Annotated in this window: 14 protein-coding genes and 1 rRNA gene; 7 read left to right on the forward strand and 8 right to left on the reverse strand. The window is 54.5% G+C overall.

The features are described from left to right. Both rrf and RBR60_RS14565 read left to right on the forward strand, forming a co-directional pair. Window positions 1–115 (forward strand): 5S ribosomal RNA (gene rrf / locus RBR60_RS14560); the annotation flags it as partial. A 223-nt stretch (window positions 116–338) separates the two neighbouring features. Continuing rightward, on the forward strand, window positions 339–740 hold the full coding sequence (locus RBR60_RS14565) for a pancreas/duodenum homeobox protein 1 (RefSeq protein ID WP_320358087.1): 402 nt from the start codon (window positions 339–341) through the stop codon (window positions 738–740). Window positions 741–829: 89 nt separating this feature from the next. On the opposite strand, the gene RBR60_RS14570 is transcribed toward RBR60_RS14565, so the two are convergent. From RBR60_RS14570 to argJ, 5 genes are all read right to left on the reverse strand, one after another. Further along, the gene (locus RBR60_RS14570; RefSeq protein ID WP_320358090.1) at window positions 830–2,935 is read right to left on the reverse strand and encodes an adenylate/guanylate cyclase domain-containing protein; all 2,106 of its coding nucleotides are present in this window, start codon (window positions 2,933–2,935) and stop codon (window positions 830–832) included. Between the two features lie 58 nt (window positions 2,936–2,993). After that, entirely contained in the window at window positions 2,994–3,839 is an 846-nt protein-coding gene (locus RBR60_RS14575; RefSeq protein WP_320358092.1) for a M48 family metalloprotease, read from the reverse strand. A gap of 56 nt (window positions 3,840–3,895) precedes the next feature. After that, entirely contained in the window at window positions 3,896–4,375 is a 480-nt protein-coding gene (locus tag RBR60_RS14580) for an SH3 domain-containing protein (protein ID WP_320358094.1), read from the reverse strand. A 129-nt stretch (window positions 4,376–4,504) separates the two neighbouring features. Then, window positions 4,505–5,236, reverse strand: a complete 732-nt coding sequence (locus tag RBR60_RS14585) for a pseudouridine synthase (protein WP_320358096.1) — start codon at window positions 5,234–5,236, stop codon at window positions 4,505–4,507. Beyond that, on the reverse strand, window positions 5,217–6,398 hold the full coding sequence (gene argJ / locus RBR60_RS14590) for a bifunctional glutamate N-acetyltransferase/amino-acid acetyltransferase ArgJ (RefSeq protein WP_320358098.1): 1,182 nt from the start codon (window positions 6,396–6,398) through the stop codon (window positions 5,217–5,219). Before argJ ends, RBR60_RS14585 begins: the two co-directional genes overlap by 20 nt. A 350-nt stretch (window positions 6,399–6,748) precedes the next feature. On the opposite strand from argJ, the gene truA reads away from it, so the two are divergent. The 5 genes from truA (at window position 6,749) to RBR60_RS14615 (ending at window position 12,997) form a co-directional block, all read left to right on the forward strand. Next, window positions 6,749–7,573: a tRNA pseudouridine(38-40) synthase TruA gene (gene truA, locus RBR60_RS14595; RefSeq protein ID WP_320358100.1), complete on the forward strand. Its 825-nt coding sequence runs from the start codon at window positions 6,749–6,751 to the stop codon at window positions 7,571–7,573. Between the two features lie 12 nt (window positions 7,574–7,585). Beyond that, complete coding sequence (locus RBR60_RS14600; RefSeq protein WP_320358102.1) at window positions 7,586–8,269, forward strand: hypothetical protein; 684 nt, start codon at window positions 7,586–7,588, stop codon at window positions 8,267–8,269. A 385-nt stretch (window positions 8,270–8,654) separates the two neighbouring features. Then, window positions 8,655–9,389, forward strand: coding sequence for a DUF554 domain-containing protein (locus RBR60_RS14605; protein ID WP_320358104.1), 735 nt, complete (start codon window positions 8,655–8,657; stop codon window positions 9,387–9,389). Between the two features lie 39 nt (window positions 9,390–9,428). Then, a complete protein-coding gene (locus RBR60_RS14610) occupies window positions 9,429–11,195 on the forward strand; it encodes a sigma 54-interacting transcriptional regulator (RefSeq protein ID WP_320358106.1) in 1,767 nt (588 codons plus the stop codon). A gap of 359 nt (window positions 11,196–11,554) precedes the next feature. Continuing rightward, a complete protein-coding gene (locus RBR60_RS14615; protein WP_320358107.1) occupies window positions 11,555–12,997 on the forward strand; it encodes a hypothetical protein in 1,443 nt (480 codons plus the stop codon). Window positions 12,998–13,162: 165 nt separating this feature from the next. Here RBR60_RS14615 and RBR60_RS14620 read toward each other — a convergent pair whose 3' ends face one another. The 3 genes from RBR60_RS14620 to RBR60_RS14630 form a co-directional block, all read right to left on the reverse strand. Then, complete coding sequence (locus RBR60_RS14620; protein WP_320358109.1) at window positions 13,163–14,128, reverse strand: alpha-L-glutamate ligase-like protein; 966 nt, start codon at window positions 14,126–14,128, stop codon at window positions 13,163–13,165. Beyond that, a complete protein-coding gene (locus RBR60_RS14625) occupies window positions 14,125–15,636 on the reverse strand; it encodes a UUP1 family membrane protein (protein ID WP_320358111.1) in 1,512 nt (503 codons plus the stop codon). Before RBR60_RS14625 ends, RBR60_RS14620 begins: the two co-directional genes overlap by 4 nt. Next, window positions 15,636–16,057: ATP-dependent zinc protease (locus RBR60_RS14630; protein WP_320358113.1), on the reverse strand; the 422-nt coding region annotated here is incomplete at its 5' end. The genes RBR60_RS14625 and RBR60_RS14630, both read right to left, overlap by 1 nt.

Here is a 16,057-nt window from a genome sequence, read left to right on the forward strand (position 1 = left end):
CGGTGGCGATGGCGTCAAGGTCACACCCGTTCCCATCCCGAACACGGAAGTTAAGCTTGACTGCGCTGATGGTACTGCATGGGCGACTGTGTGGGAGAGTAGGACGCCGCCGGATTCTTTTGAAACGTCCTGTCTTTGGTGATCATCACCACAAGACAGGGCGTTTTTTTATTTGGAATTCGGTTTGACCATCCCCCCATCTTAGGCTAATGTACCTTGGCTTGGGGATCTGCTTTTTTGAAAGCAGAGAAATTTTACAGCTAAGGGACAGGAAGTCCGGGCCTGTTGCCAGGATCAAGGATTCTGGTTTCTGGGATGGATTTTGCAGGGGAGAGTCGATGGTAAAGAAAAACTGGAATACGATTTTCACACCCGAAAAACTTAAAGCTCTGTTTCCTGAAGACCGCGCGGATGCCTTTTTTGATGCGCTTTTCGGGGATACGTCCGAAGGTGCCTATGATATCCGGCTTGATTTTCGTGGAGAACGCCGGGAAAATCTGCTCGATTTTGCCTTTGTACTGGACCAGAGACCTGGTAAATGTCTGGTCTGCAGTCTGACCTACGGGCTGCCTGATGTTTTTAATCGGCACCCTGTCATTAACATCAAAAATCTCGTGGCAGATATTGAAGCCATGGCTGGAAACGAACTCCGGTGCGTGAAATGGGAATTGGGAGCGACCCGTGAGGTGAGCCGTAGCTCACATGAGATTCCTTTGCGCATAGAGTTGCAGACAACTTGATGGGTTTTTGAGGGAAGGCAGCGCAGAAGAATTGAATGGCCCTTGGGGGCAGAGTGGGGAAACTGTGTGCATGAACGGTTTCCCCTTTTTTATTTCTGATCCATGACCCAGACGCCTTCCCAGTTTTCCTGGGGATTTTTCAACAATGCCTGGCATTTTCCTACATAGGCTCTGGCGGGTGCGTCTGTTTCGCCAATGGATTGAAAGGTTTCCATAGCCCTTTGAAGGTCTCCTGCATAAAAAAGGGCCAAGCCACGGGCAAAGGGTTCATCATGATTCTGGTGAAGGCGTGACCAGAAGGGTTCAAAAATGCGGATGGGGTATTCCTTTCCCACCACCAGCACCCTCGCCAGCTCTCGGGTGTCGATGCCAGGTCCCAGGGCCAGGGCCGTGGATTCGGATATGAGTGTATAGGTGCCAAAGACCTTGTTGACCCCTTCCAGCCGCGCGGCAAGATTCACCGCATCTCCCAGCATGGTATAATCAAATCTTTTTTTCGAGCCCAGATTGCCCACAACCGCAGGCCCTGTATTGATACCAATGCGCATGCGTACGGGCTTTTCTGTCCAGCGACGGAGTTCATGGCTCATGGAGGCAAGGGTGTCTTGGCATCGGAGGGCGGCCTGCACGGCTCGATCTGCATGGTCCGGAAAGCTCAGGGGGGCGTTCCAGAAGGCAATGATGGCATCTCCCTCGTACTTGTCCACTGTGCCTCCGCTATGGAGAATGATATCTGTCATGGCGGAAAGGTAGTGATTGAGAAAGGAGGTGAGACTTTCCGGATCCAGGCCTTCTGATATGCGCGTAAAACCTTCAAGATCGGAAAAAAATATGGTGATTTCCCGTTTTTCCCCACCCAGCTTGAGCTTTCCGGGGTCAAGGAGCAGTTCGTCAATGACCGCAGGGCTTAAGTACTGGGAAAAGGCGTTTTTGATGAAGCGCTTCTGTCTGCCTTCTGTATTGTAGTTGATGAAGAGAGCAGTGACCGTTGAGAGAAGTGCGCTGAACATGAGGGGCAGGAGAGGCAAAACGAGTCCTGAGGTATAGAAGAAAAAAGCCAGCATCCCAGGGAGGATACAGGCTGTGGCGAGGACTGCCAGGGCTACTGCCGTGGCAGGCAGCAGTACGATCACCAGAGCGCAGATCCCGGAGAGTGCAAGCATGAGTGTGAAAGACACCGCAGGATGAAGGGTTTCAAGAAAATCCTGGGCCAGGAAATTATCGAGCAAGGTGGCATGAACTTCCACACCCGGATAACCGCCACCAACGGGGGTGGGCGTGAGGTCATGGAGACCCGGGGCGGAATATCCCACCAATACATAGGCATTTTTCAGAGAACCGGCTTCAGGCAGTTCGATCTCCCTTCCCTGCATTTCCAGGATGGCCGCCCGAAGAACAGTGGCTGCGGGAATGGAAGGGTGGGTTCGGGAAGGTCCGCGGAAGCGCAGTCTGGCCTCTCCTTTGTGCAGGGGAATGCGTCTTTCTCCCACGAACACCGCATTGGCTTCCAGACGGACGGGGTTATGGGGATGGGCCGCGAGCCATGTGGCCAGACCGAGGCTTGGAAAAACCCGACCATCAAAGGCGGTGAAAGGACGAAGATTGCGGTAGACCCCATCCGGGTCCGGGTCGAGGCCGACATTGCCCAGGAGTCGCCATCCTGTGGCAATGACAGGAACGGGAAGGGCGGCTCTGGGACGGATTTCCGGGGGGTCACCGTGAAAGGGAGGTGGAGCGGGATAGGTTTCAGGATAGCCCGTGGCGGCTCCAGTACTCTTGCCAAGGAAGAGGGCGCCTGTGACAGCTTCCATGCGACGGGAGGCGGCTGCAAAGGCTTCATCGTCGTAAACGCCATAGAAGGAAGGTTCGGTAAAGAGGATATCAAAACCCACGGCCCTGGCTCCCTGGGTCTGGCAAAAATCCAGGATGTGGGCCCATATTTCTCTGGGCCATGGCCAGGATAGTCCATTGTTTTGCCGTGCCCAGTCCAGACTGTCCTGATCCACGAGGATTAGCACCACTTCAGAGCTCGTGGCTGCGGGTTTTGCCAAGAGATTTGCCCGGATGTCGAAGGTTTTCCATTCCAGACGCTGGCCCATGGGACTCAGCATCAGAAAAAGCCCTGCCACACAGCCTAGGAAGAGAGAGAGACCTGTGCGATGGGCAATTTTGGGTAGGGGTCTACCTTCTTTCATGGTTTTTTCCGGAAAACGTTTCGATTTGAATCACGAAAACCGAGATTCTGCCTTTTGTTCACACCCCTTCCAGGGCCTCACGGAACCGGGCGTTTCTCACGGGATGGCTGGGCAGGGATTTCTCTTGGATACCTGCCTGGTTCAGTTCGGAAATGCGGCTCTGGGGTGAAGGATGGGTGCTGGCAAAGTCCGGTGCACCGGGCTTCAGTCTTTGATCCATGACGGTAAGCATATTGACAAGGCCGGAGGGATCGTATCCGCAAGCTCTGAGAATGTCCACGGCCCCGAGGTCAGCCTGGCTCTCAAAGGCTCGTGAATACCCGTTGTTCATCAGAACGCCTGTGATATCGGAAATGGATTCTCCAAAGGCCTGGGTCAGATCCGCCAGATGACCTCCGGCAAAGGCACCTGCCCCTTCCACAGCCATGGTGGTGAGGGCAGAGGTGAGCCGGGACCGCTTGATGGCTTTGAGCCCATGCTTTTCGGATACATGGGCGATTTCATGGGCAAGCACAGCGGCAAGTTCCGTTTCATTGCTGCAAAGTCTCAGCATGCCGCGGGTGATGAAGATAAAACCACTGGGAGCGGCAAAGGCATTGATTTCATCGGAATCAAGGATGAGAAAGGCGTATCCTCTGAAGGATTCGGGGTTTCGGGCATAGCGTGCGAGGGTCTGACCGAGAAGATTCACGTAGAGGGTGGCCTGATCATTTTCCCATACGGAATAGGAGGAGAGTACAACGGCTCCCACACTGCGTCCAATATAGTATTCCTGTTCCGGTGTGATGTCTTCAAAACTTTTGGCAAGGGCGGCGCTGCTGCGTTTGATGGCTGCAGCCTGGGATTCCGTGATGGCGCCCGAGGCCACGCCCACTGTGGAGCCCACTTCAGAAACCACACCCATGGTTTTGCATCCCCACAAGAAACCAAGGCAAAGGCAGAAAAAAAATACCCGTTTTTTCATTTCACACCTCCCCTGGGCTCTATACCGCCAACCTCAAGGAAAAAGGCGGACTCTTCTGGTCGGATTTTTATTTTTTCCATGCGATCAAGGGCTTGATAGTCCAGGGTTTGATTTTCGGCTCTGAAGGCCGCCTCCACCTCAGGACTGAACCCTTTACCCGCCAGCGCCAGCTCATCGGCGCTGACCCGACCGGAGAGGGCGTCTCCGGAAGCAAGCTCGATTTTGCGATCGGTGAGAGCGGAACCATGGACCCAGCCAATGGTCCGGGTGCCGAGAACCTGCACCCTCTGCCAGTCCTTTTGCACCGCCAGAACCTCGACGGGCTGACCATAATGGATTTCCATGATAACGCCGGAAAGAAAGGAGGGCATTTCCCGCAGAGGTGTACTGCGTACCTGTACCTGAAGGGTGGAGGCCAGGGCCGTGGCACCGACCAGAAGCAGGATGAGGATTTGGCATAGGCAAACGTGTTTCATGGATTCCTCCCTTTCACCCGGGCGGCAGGCGCGGGTTTTTTTGGCTCTGAAACTTAGGTTCTGCTGATATGTTACCCGGTTTTCTCAAAAGAAAACGTAAAACCTTGAGAAGGTGCATGCCTGCAGGACCTAGAGTTGTTTTAAGCGCAGGATTTCCTCAGGATGCAGGTATCGCCATTTTCCGGGTGCCAGATCCTTCAGCTGTAAAAAGGCCATCCGGATTCTGTGAAGACTCTGCACTTCAGCGCCCAGGGCGGCCACCATCCTGCGGATCTGACGATTTCTTCCTTCCCGGAGTATGATGCCAAAGCTCTGGGGCGTTTTTCTGTACACGCGGGCCGGTCGGGTTCTGCGGCCATCGAGCAGGATGCCCTCTGCCATCTGGGCGAGGGCGTTCGCGTTTAGGGGAGGGCGGGTTTGGACCACATACTCCTTTTCATGATCAAAGGATGGATGGGAAAGTCGGTGATGCAGGGGGCCATCATTGGTAAGGAGAAGCAATCCAGTGGAGTCCTTATCCAGTCTGCCCACAGGGAAAATACGCTGGGGCAGGGGGACAAGATCCGTCACCACCCGTTCTCCTCTGTGATGGCAGGAGGTGACCACGCCTGCGGGTTTGTGCAGCAGGACATAAACCAGCGTTTCTTTGGGCTGAACGGTTTTGTCATCCATGGATACTGCATTGCCCGGCTGCACCTTGAATCCCATCTCACGGATCACCAGGCCATTCACCCGCACCCGTCCCTGGGCAATGCGTCTTTCTGCCTCCCTTCTGGAGCACAGACCCGCATCGGCCAGGAATTTCTGCAGGCGTACGCCCGTATCCGGAGAGGGGCTGTGTTCAGGATCGGTAGTCGGCATTGATACGCACATAATCGTAGGAAAAGTCGCAGGTGAGCATGAAATCCGTACCCGGCCCGATGCCCAGATCAATGAGAAGGGTGAATTCCTTTTGCTTCATGACAGCAGCGGCTTTTGCTTCAGCTTCCGCACCCAGCCAGACCCCGTCTTTCACAAGAAGGGCGTCATCAAAGCGCAGGGTGATGCGATCTGGATCCAGATCTGCGCCCGAGCGTCCTACGGCCATGGCCAGACGGCCCCAGTTGGCATCCTCCCCAAAGAGGGCCGTTTTCACCAGAGGGGAGTTGGCTACGGTGTCCGCAGCCTTAAGGGCGTCCGCATGGTTTCTGGCTCCCTGTACCACGACGCGAACGAGCTTGGTGGCTCCTTCCCCATCCCGAACAACCTGGGTGGCAAGGTCCATGCACAGCGCATCCAGGGCCTCTGCAAAGTGATCTGAATCTTCACCCTGGGGCCGGGTGCCGGAAGCACCGGAGGCCATGAGGAGCACCATGTCGTTGGTGCTGGTGTCGCCATCTACGGAGATGCGGTTGAAGCTTTTATCCACCGCTGCCTTCAGCAGAGAAGTGAGAACTTCCGGTGCAATGTCCGCATCCGTTACAAGGAAGCTCAGCATGGTGGCCATGTCTGGCCGGATCATGCCGGATCCCTTGGCCATACCGCAGAGGGTAATGGTTTTTCCCTGAATTTTCAGGGTTTTCACGGCTGTTTTTTGCACAAGATCCGTGGTCATGATGGCCCTTGCCAGATCCTCAAGTCCTTCGGGACGAATCTTGGCAACGAGATCGGGAATTCTGGGCAGGATGCGATCCATGGGCAGCTGCTGACCGATGACGCCGGTGGAAGCTACCTGCACCAGCTCCGGTTGAATGCCCAGGGCCTGGGCTGCGGCTCTGGCCATGGTTTTTGCGTTTTCCATACCCTGAACACCGGTGGCGCAGTTGGCGTTTCCGGAGTTGACAATGAGTGCCTGGCAGCGTCCGGACTGGATATGTTCCCGACTGAGACGCACGGGCGCTGCGGTGACTTTGTTCTGCGTGAAAACCGCAGCAGCGGCTGCGGGGTGGGTACAGACCAGCATGGCCAGATCCGGCCTGTCTTTGTACTTGATCTGGGCGGAAATGGCCCCTGCGGCAAATCCTTTGCATTGCATGGACGTCATGGACTTGGATCCCTAAAAAGTAGGTTCAGAGAAAGGGGGGAGGCCCCCTGCAACAGGCGCTATTGTACTTTATCTTTTGTGGGGATCAAGGCATAATGCGCTGCGTTTGAAGAAACCTTATTCTGAGCGGGAGTGTTTTTTTATGGTGGAAACCCATCTGCTTTGCCCTGTATGCAGGAAAGGCCGTATCCGGTTGACGCGATCCTGACGGGAAGTCTCTTTCCGCTGCACGGCGTGCGGCGAGGCCTGTCCTGAGGAGCGTATCCAGGAATTGATGGATGAGGCGTTGGAGGAGAAACTTGCATGGATTCCTGTGAATCGTCTTTGATCTGTTGGGTAAGGATGGCCAGGTGCGCAGATTCAAGCTTGTGATGGAATATGATGGCTCCTGTTTTCATGGATGGCAGTATCAGCCGGAACTGAAAACCATCCAGGGGGAGCTGGAGCAGGCACTTTCCCTGATAGCCATGAAGCCTGTGGCGGTACACGGATCCGGGAGGACGGATGCGGGGGTGCACGCCCTGGCTCAGGTGGCTCATTTTGATATGGAAACCCGGATGAAGGGGCCTGCCCTGAAAAAATCCCTGAACTGCCTTCTTCCCGAAGGGCTTGTCATCCATCACTGCATGGAGGTGGGACCTGCCTTCCATGCCCGTTTTGCGGCCAGGGCCAAAACCTATCGTTACCGTATTCTGAACCGTCCCTTACGGCCGGTTCTGGGCAGAAACTATGTCTGGCATGTGTGGCGCCCCCTGGATCGTGGGGGCATGGAGGCAGCGGCGGCCCTTTTGGTGGGCACCCATGATTTTAAAAGTTTTGAAGCCGCAGGCAGTCCGAGAAGTCACACGGTGCGCACGCTCTTTCATGCGGGGTTTTGCGATGAGCCTCGGAATCCTGGGGTTTTTGCCTTTGAAGTCACGGCCAATGGGTTTCTAAGGTACATGGTCCGGAACCTTGTGGGGACTCTGGTTCACGTGGGGATGGGGAAAATCCGGGTGGAAGAGATCCCTGAGATTCTTGGGGGTAGAAGTCGGCACCTTGCGGGGGTTACGGCTCCGCCCCAGGGACTTTTTCTGAAAGCTGTACATTATGACATGGCAAACGATTTTGCAGAACCTGCCATGGAAGTGCAGCCGCCCCCTGGGATTGGCATGGGAGGCGGGAAGCATTTCTGAAAGATGGTGGATATGACAAGAGAGCATTTACGTATCTGGGTTCTGCACCATGATGATCGCTGGTCCTTTATCCTTCTTTATCTGACGCTTGCTGTTTGTCTGAGTATCTGGATCAGTCTTTTCTGGCTGGTTGTGGTGGTGGCGTTCCATGGGGCTCTGGAATGGATCTGTCAGCGGGAAGCGGACGGAGAAGCCTCCTGGCCTGAGCTTCTGGGCCGCGTACTCTGGTCCATCAAGCTTGATATCAGCCTGATTGTTTTTTCTCTGGTGCTGGGTGTGTATATGGAAATCATCATGGGCGTTGCAGGGTTGGGATCTGCTACCCGTGCGGGCGTGCAGGGAATGAAAAGCGGGGCGCGCTTCATGGTCTGGGAAAACGTTCTGCGGGCTGTACTCTTGTCTTTGGATGATCTTGCCCAGGTGTTGAGGGCTTTGTTCCGCAAACCTGACCCGGAGTCCTCAAAAAAACTGGGACGGGAGAGGGAAATCCTCGAGCGGCGGCGGGAAGAAAGGGAGCGGGCTTCTTTGGAGCCGGTTGCCCACTGGCGGGGGGTATGGACAGCGGGGGACTGGTTTTGCCTGTCCTTTGGGGCTTTCTGCCTGATTCTTCTCCTTGTCAGTCCCTGGGCCACGGGCCATGGTCTGGGGGGGGTATGGCGTTTGTTGATTCTGGACCTGCATCCCTGGCCGGGATGAAACAGAGATATCTGCCCTTTTCCCGGGTGGGCGGATATTTTTCCTCATGGGATGTGTTGACAGCGCTGCGGTTTCGCTGTACCCGAAAGGGAGGGTTGAATGCATAAGACCGGATCAGGTGTTCTGTGGGATTTGAATGAAAGCCTGTGAACCCGGTACCAGGGTAAGGCAGGGCCTGTAAGATCAGAAACACACGTTTTTTACACGACACAGTAAAAAATCGCATACAAGGCGGGTGCCGGGGAAAAACGGTATCCGTCTTTTTTTGTACATAGGGATGGTTTTTTCTTACGCACAGGGCCTGCGTATACAAGCCTTGATTCTTCGGACAAACCCTGTACACAGGTGGCGTTTTTGTCCCGGTCTGGGCAGGGGGCGTCCACCCATGATTTTTTATTCCAACTCAAAGACCGGAGGCGGCAAGGCGGATATGCTGGGAACGTTTGTAAATGTGGCGGCCATTGTGGGGGGAAGCCTGCTCGGGCTCCTTTTTGGCAAGGGAATCCCGGAGCGCTATAACCGGACAGTGATGCAGGGGCTTGCCCTGGCTGTCATGCTGGTGGGGCTGAAAGGTGCGCTTGCATGCGATGCCATCCTTATTATCATCGGGAGTCTTGTTTTAGGGACCCTGATCGGGGAGTGGGTGGGTATTGAAGGCAAACTGGACGCCTTGGGCGGGTTGCTTGAAAAGAGATTTTCCAGAAACGGGGGCGATGGCCGCATGGCCAGGGCTTTTGTCACAACCAGCCTGATCTTCTGTGTGGGCTCCATGGCCATTGTGGGTGCTCTGGAAAGCGGGCTTTCGGGTAATCATGAGACCCTGTTTGCAAAATCTGCCCTGGACGGTGTGGCGGCTGTGATTTTTGCCGCTTCCATGGGCGCAGGGGTGCTGCTTTCGGCCTTTGCGGTGCTCATTTACCAGGGAGGTATCACCCTGTTGGCCGAGCTCGTCCGGCCCTTTCTTGTGCCGGAGGTGATCACGGAGATGTCCGGAGTGGGCGGCCTTCTGATTCTGGCCATTGGCATCAATCTCATGGATATTGCCAGGATACGCATCGGCAACATGCTGCCGGCCATTTTTATTCCTTTGCTTTTCTATGGGTTCCGGATGTTGTTCTGATAAGGATGGCCCGTCATACAGGATTGGAGAAAAAAAGCGATGTTATCTTCGGAAACCTCCGCATGTGCTTTCACCCGTAATTTTCCGGATGAACGGCTTATTTTTGAGAATACCACCGACGCCATCATTGTGCTGCAGGACGGTTTTCTGCGCTATGTGAATGCCAATGGCGTCCGTCTGATGGGCTATACGCATGAAGAACTGGTGAATCACCATTTTCGGGAGTTTGTGCATCCGGAAGACCTGCCCATGGTGACCCTCCGTTATAAGCAGCGGATGAATTATGAGCCGGTTCCCGAGGTTTATCCCTTCCGCCTGATCACCAAGGGAGGGGAGCCCATCTGGTTTGAGATTCATGCCGTTGAAATCACATGGAAGGGGGAAAGGGCCAGTCTCACTTTTTTTCACAATATCCAACGCCGTATGCTGGCGGAAAAGGCTTTGGCCCATAACGAGGCGAGAACCCGCGCCATTCTGAACGCCATCCCGGATATGCTGCTTCGTCTGACCCTGGATGGCCTTTGTCTGAAGCACAAACCCTTTGAAGATCATCACTGTCATACGGCATTCATTTCTGTTGAGGGAAACAACATCCGGGATTTCTATCCGGAACCCATTGCCGTACTTTGCATGCAGGCCATGAACCGCGCTTTTTCCACCCGGGAGATGCAGATTTTTGAGTTTCCCTATGACTGCCAGACAGGCCGCATCCATTACGAAGCCCGAGCTGTCGCCCTGGAGCAGGATGAAATTCTGCTCATTGTGCGGGACATTTCGGACAGAAAGCGGATGGAGGAAAGCCTGCGTCAGCGTGAGGAAAACCTGCGCAAGGAAAACATACGTCTGCGCTCCAGCATCCGGGATCGCTACGGTTTCCGGAACCTCATCGGCAAAAGCCCGGCCATGCAGGCGGTGTATGACAGTATCCTCAAGGCTGCAGCCTCGAATGCCCATGTAATCATTTATGGAGAATCGGGTACGGGAAAGGAGCTGGTGGCGCGGGCCATCCACGACCTCAGTGAGCGCGCCCGTGCGCCCTTTGTACCCGTTAACTGCGGCGCCATTCCGGAAGGTCTCATGGAAAGTGAGTTTTTCGGATATAAGAAAGGGGCTTTTTCCGGGGCTGTATCGGATCGTAAGGGCTATATGGATCTGGCCTGCCATGGAACCCTGTTTATGGACGAATTGGGTGAGATTGATGTGAATATGCAGGTCAAACTGCTCAGGGCCATTGAGGGTGGAGGGTTCATGCCTGTGGGAGGTGATTGCCTGCATAAGCCGGACCTTCGCATCATTGGGGCCACAAACCGCAATCTCATGGATCTTGTGCGCAAACGCATGATGCGGGAGGATTTTTTTTACCGCATCAATATTATCCCCATCCACCTGCCTCCCTTAAGGGATCGGGGGGAGGATCTGAACCTGCTCATCTATCATTTCCTTGAAAGCCTCTGTCAGGGCGGTCGAGCGCCGGTTCTGCCGGCCAATATCATGACCATGCTCCAGGCCTACTCCTGGCCCGGCAATGTACGGGAGCTGCAGAATGTGATCCAGCGTTACCTGACCATGGACAGTATTGACCTGGGCGGAAAGATGGAAGCCGGAAACCCGGAATCTTTGCCTCTCTCTTCTTCGGAGGGTGAAGAGGAACTCATGGATCTGAAACAGGCTGTGGAAGGATTTGAACGGATTTATATTGAAAAAGCTCTGAAGATTCATCGATGGAAAAAAGAAGAAACGGCAAAGGCCTTGGGGGTTCACAGAAAAACCCTTTTCAGAAAAATGCGGGATCTGGGATTGGAATGATAAATTTGGATCATTTTTGTCCCGTGGTGTGGCATTTTATTCTTGCGGGGCATTTGGCTACAATTTAAGGACATTATTGATGAATCTACGGGGTGGATGGGGCATGGGTGTCCCGTCTACCCTTTTTTTGTCTTTGTTGGCGGAAAGAAGGGGGGCAGGTGAAAAAAACGAGTCTGGATTTTTTTCCTGAATGAATAGATGTTTATGGTGAAAACGATAAGAAATTTCTTAAAAAAAGAGGGGGCTGCTCAGAATAGGCCTTTGGGTATGGATATTGCTCTTCTGCGGGGATTTTGAACTTGAGAGCCTGATCTCATGGAACGGAATCACCAGAGAAAAACCAACAGAGGAGCAGTGGAATGAAAAGGATGTCTTTTGTATTTGCCATCACAATCCCGATGGTGCTGTGCGCCGCATCGGGGTATGCCAGCTATACCAACTCGCTTACCAATCTCAGCGCCAACTGGATTTCCAATCCTGCCGGGCGTCTGGCTGCCACGGACAGTGCCGATGGTGTGGCCATGAATCCTGCGGGTCTTGTGAGGATGGAAGACGGGATTCATGTTCATTTTTCGAGTCAATCCATTGATAATCACTACAAAATACGGGTTGAGGATGCCTATCCGGGGCAAAAGGTCACAGAACAGAATAAACCGAGTAAATTTGTTCCTTCCCTTTACGTCAACCGAAAGCGGGGGGACTGGTCTTTTTTTGGTGGCGTGAATATCTACGGTGGCGGTGGTAGCCTGTACTTTGAAGATGGAACTCCCAATCTGAACATGGCCGTATGGGGGATTGAGGCCCTTGCGGCGCGCTCTTCCATGCTGACGGGCAGCCCGGTTGACCCCTGGAGCAACGGGAAGAAGTACTTTAATCTCAGCCCGGATCCGAATCAGGCCCTGGGCGCTGGGGTCAGCTCGGAAATGCTGTCCATGATGCCCGCCTTTTCCTTTGGAGCGGCCTATGCGGTGAGCAGCCGATTTTCTGTGGCAGGTGGAGCAAGGATCATCTACGGACAGCAGACCATCAAGATCGCAGCAAGATCAGCGGGGCTGTATGGCGGCAAGGATACCCTTTATGATGCCGAGTGGACGACCCTCGGCGGTCTTCTTTTCGCCAGCGTGAATTACAGGCCTGTTGAAAGGCTGAACCTCGCCGCCATGGTGGAGTCCTGGGCTCCCATGAAGTGGAAGGTGGATGTGAAGGAGGATCTTTCCCACAGGTCGCCTGCTTTCAACAATGAGCATGCCCTCTCGTCCATGTCAGGTTATATTGATGGTCGGACTTTCCGCTTTGATGAGCCAGCCAAGCTTTTTCTCGGCGCAGATTATGCTTTGACCCAGGCCCTGAATGTAAACGCCATGTTCATGCTTTATATGCCCATGTGGGGTGAATATAAGAAACCGACCTCCTCAACCCCCAACAATCCCCAGACCGGAACCACCTATACCCTCAATGAAACGGATTATGATCTGGATCCCGGTTTTGAGGCGGGGGTAGGGGCAGACTGGAAAATTTCCGCTAACACCACCCTCAGTACGGGTCTTGTCTATAACCGTATCAATTACAGAGACAACTACCACTCTGAGCTGGTGATGAAAAACGATCTTTTCAATGTGGGAGCGGGAATCAAGACTCAGGTGAATCATCGTTTCATCATCGGGGTGGGCTACATGCGGAACATCTATTTTGATGCGAAGAATTCCGATCAGATCAAGGATCCCACAGGCAGGAGTTATGAAGCCACTTACAGCAAGAAGGCCAACGTTCTGGCCTTCAGCCTTGAATATCGGTTCATGTAAGGTTTTCAGAAAGTCTGTCGAATCTTAAGGTCCGGGCTGATTTTTCGGTATGCCGCTTCAGTCCGCTTTCGGAGAAATCTGAAAAAAACCCGTTCAACAGGGACTCGGATCTCTGGTGAACGGGTTTTTTATACGACATGGTTCCCCCTTGGTGCGAGGGGAGGGTCATGGCAGCATATCCGGCATGTTTTTTCCGAAAAGTTTCATGGCACAGCTCACCCTTTCCTCCGGGCTTCGGGGAACGCCAGCCAGGGTTTCAATTTTGCGCAGACGGAGCAGAAGGCCTTCCCCGTTGGTCATCTGGATGGCAAGTCCCGGTCTGGCATTGAGCTCCAGAAGGAGAGGGCCTCGGTTTTTGTCCAGCACGATATCCGCGCCGATATAACCGAGTCCTGTCATTTCATGGCAGCGGCTGGCCAGGATGAGAAGTTTTTCCCAGTCGGGAATCCGGATATTGTCCAGGGGGTTGCGGGTGTCGGGATGCAGAGTGACGGGTTGGCCGAATTGCAGGGCCCGCAATCCCCTGCCTGTGGCCAGATCCAGCCCCACCCCCACAGCACCCTGGTGGAGATTGGCTTTACCATCCGATGCCTCGGTGGCAAGGCGGAGCATGCCCATCACAGGGTAGCCCTGGAATACAATGACCCGTATATCCGGTATACCCTGGTAGGAATATCCGTCAAACAGAGGATCCATGCGAATGAGATCTTCCACAAGCACGGTGTCCGGTGTGCCGCCCAATGAATAGAGACCTGCCAGAATGTTGGAAAGGTGGCGCTGTACATCCGCTTCCGCAAGGCGTTTCCCGGAGGTTTTGACAAAGCTGTTTTCCAGGCAGCGGGAGATGACAAGAATACCTTTACCACCGGAGCCCTTGGCGGGTTTGATGGCAAAGCCTTCAAGACCCTGCAGCTGCCTGCGCACATGCTTGATTTCATGCTGGGCGGTGAGCACAAAACGCAAGGTGGGAGTGGGAATATCAAAGAGCTGCGCAAGGCGTTTGGTTTTGAGTTTGTTATCCACAAGGGGATAGAGGTGACGCGGGTTATAAGGGGCGATGAACTGGGCATTGCGGCGGTTCATGCCCAGAATCCCCATGGATGCCAGTTTGCCTGGGGAGATCCATTTCATTTCAGGCTCCCCTTCATGGCGGCAAAGCGCCGGAGTTCAAAGAGGCGGTAGCCTGTGTACTGGCCGAGCAGAAGGATAAGGGCGGCAATGACGAGATTGAGTTCGGGAAAGTTAAAGCTTAAGTGCGCGATGAGGGGTTGGCGCATGCACAGATAGGCCAGGAGCGCGACTCCAAGGCTCCCCGAACCCTGTACCATAACCTCCCGCATGCCTTCTTCTTCCCAGAGAATGGACATGCGCTCAATGGTCCATGCAATGATGATAATGGGAAAGGCTGTGACCGGTATGCCCGTATGAAAACCCAGGCGGATGGCGGTAAGGCTTGCGAGGGTGATGAGGGTAATGACGATGATGACAATGGTGGCGATACGGGCCACCAGAAGAAGGTTTAAATAGGAAAGATAGCTGCGCAGCAGAAGACCTGCGCCCACGATGGCCAGGAAATAGAGAAGCCCCGGCACAAGGGAGGTCTGGAGAAAGGCCATGCCGATCAGTACGGGCATGAAGGTACCTGAGGTACGGATCCCCACGAGGATGCGCATGATGGCCACCACCAGAGCACCCATGGGAATGAGGAGCAGAAGCCTGAAAACGCCCTGCTGATCCAAGGGCAGGTGATGCATGCTTAAAAAGGAGAAACCCTGGTTGGAGGACTGGATTCTGGCCATTTCCAGGGCGGGAATACTCTGGGAGAGCATGGAAAAGTTTACCCTGCTCATACTGCCGCCGCTGAGATCCAGAAGGGAGGGACCGCTTCTGTGCCAGAGCAGAAAATTTTCCGGAACCCCCTGCTGGCCGGTTTCAGGGTGGAAAAGAATCCAGGTTTTTCCCGTGAACACTTCCAGCATGGGGACGAGATTCTGGTTTCTCCGGTTATCCTCCAGGAAAAGGCCCAAGACCACCCGGGCCGGGACTCCGGCCTGGGCGAGAAGGCGTGTCAGCAGGATTTCCGGCTTGTATCGGGCCAGAAGCAGGGCCGCATTCTGTTCCTTGGCCCTGGCTCCCAGGCCTTTGATCAGCTCCCTTGTAAGACTTTCCGGCGTGCTGGACGTGCTGGTGGCGGCGTCAATGAGCGCCTTGGCCGCCGTGGCTTCGGAGGCTTCCCAGAATACGGGTTCCATGGGCGGGGGAAGATCCGTGGGGCCTGGCTGGAGTCCGGGCTGGGGGGTGATCTGAATTTTGTAATACAGGGCCTGAGGGCCCCCTGCGGCCCTGCGGGACCATTCGGCCCTGCGGCCTTCCTTACTTTCAATGATGGAGAAACCATAGCCCGATGATGCGGCTTGTTCATTGAAGATGCGGAATCCCGGCGGATTGTGGGGGACACTGAAGCTTACCAGTACGGGAGCCTGCTCAGCGGTGAAATCCACCCGGGCCTCCACAAGCCACACCCCTGTATCTCTGCCGGGTTTCAGGGGAATCTGCATGGTGGTGTGACGAACCCAGGCAAGGCTGAGGCCCGCCACCACAAGAAAAGCAACAATCCAGCATAAACTGACGCGGGACATTAGCGGGTATCCGTTTCTTTGGCTGTGCGTTCAGAGGTTCTTTTTCTTTTTGCAGGCACGGCGTGGGAAAGGCTGACATCCACGACCATGACATCCTTTAAAATATTCCGTCCGATGAGAACCGGGAAGGTGAGATGGCTTCGATCCGAGAGAGTGAACTCGGCAAGCTGTGTACTTTCTCCGATGGAAAGGGAAAGCTGGATCACGGGTCTTCGTTCACTTTCCTCACTGATGGATTGCAGAATACGGGCTTTTCTCACCAGCTTCTGCTCCATGGGAATGAGTTCTCCGGTTTCCGGATGGGGGAGATCAAAACGCACCCAGCGTTCGCCATCCCGCTCAAAACGCTGGATGTTGCGGGCATCCAGGGAAGCGGTTTCCGCACCCGTATCCATGCGGGCGGGAAAGACAAGGCCCGGCG

The organism is Desulfobotulus sp. (assembly GCF_034006065.1).
Classification (GTDB): domain Bacteria; phylum Desulfobacterota; class Desulfobacteria; order Desulfobacterales; family ASO4-4; genus Desulfobotulus.

Bases quoted from the DNA above. Each gene is read 5' to 3' on its own strand.
- RBR60_RS14570 (WP_320358090.1), bottom strand. From the start codon at position 2,935: ATGAAAGAAGGTAGACCCCTACCCAAAATTGCCCATCGCACAGGTCTC.
- RBR60_RS14600 (WP_320358102.1), top strand. From the start codon at position 7,586: ATGACAAGAGAGCATTTACGTATCTGGGTTCTGCACCATGATGATCGC.
- RBR60_RS14585 (WP_320358096.1), bottom strand. From the start codon at position 5,236: ATGCCGACTACCGATCCTGAACACAGCCCCTCTCCGGATACGGGCGTA.
- RBR60_RS14605 (WP_320358104.1), top strand. From the start codon at position 8,655: ATGATTTTTTATTCCAACTCAAAGACCGGAGGCGGCAAGGCGGATATG.
- RBR60_RS14610 (WP_320358106.1), top strand. From the start codon at position 9,429: ATGTTATCTTCGGAAACCTCCGCATGTGCTTTCACCCGTAATTTTCCG.
- RBR60_RS14565 (WP_320358087.1), top strand. From the start codon at position 339: ATGGTAAAGAAAAACTGGAATACGATTTTCACACCCGAAAAACTTAAA.
- argJ (WP_320358098.1), bottom strand. From the start codon at position 6,398: ATGACGTCCATGCAATGCAAAGGATTTGCCGCAGGGGCCATTTCCGCC.
- RBR60_RS14580 (WP_320358094.1), bottom strand. From the start codon at position 4,375: ATGAAACACGTTTGCCTATGCCAAATCCTCATCCTGCTTCTGGTCGGT.
- RBR60_RS14575 (WP_320358092.1), bottom strand. From the start codon at position 3,839: ATGGGTGTGGTTTCTGAAGTGGGCTCCACAGTGGGCGTGGCCTCGGGC.
- RBR60_RS14620 (WP_320358109.1), bottom strand. From the start codon at position 14,128: ATGAAATGGATCTCCCCAGGCAAACTGGCATCCATGGGGATTCTGGGC.
- RBR60_RS14615 (WP_320358107.1), top strand. From the start codon at position 11,555: ATGAAAAGGATGTCTTTTGTATTTGCCATCACAATCCCGATGGTGCTG.
- RBR60_RS14625 (WP_320358111.1), bottom strand. From the start codon at position 15,636: ATGTCCCGCGTCAGTTTATGCTGGATTGTTGCTTTTCTTGTGGTGGCG.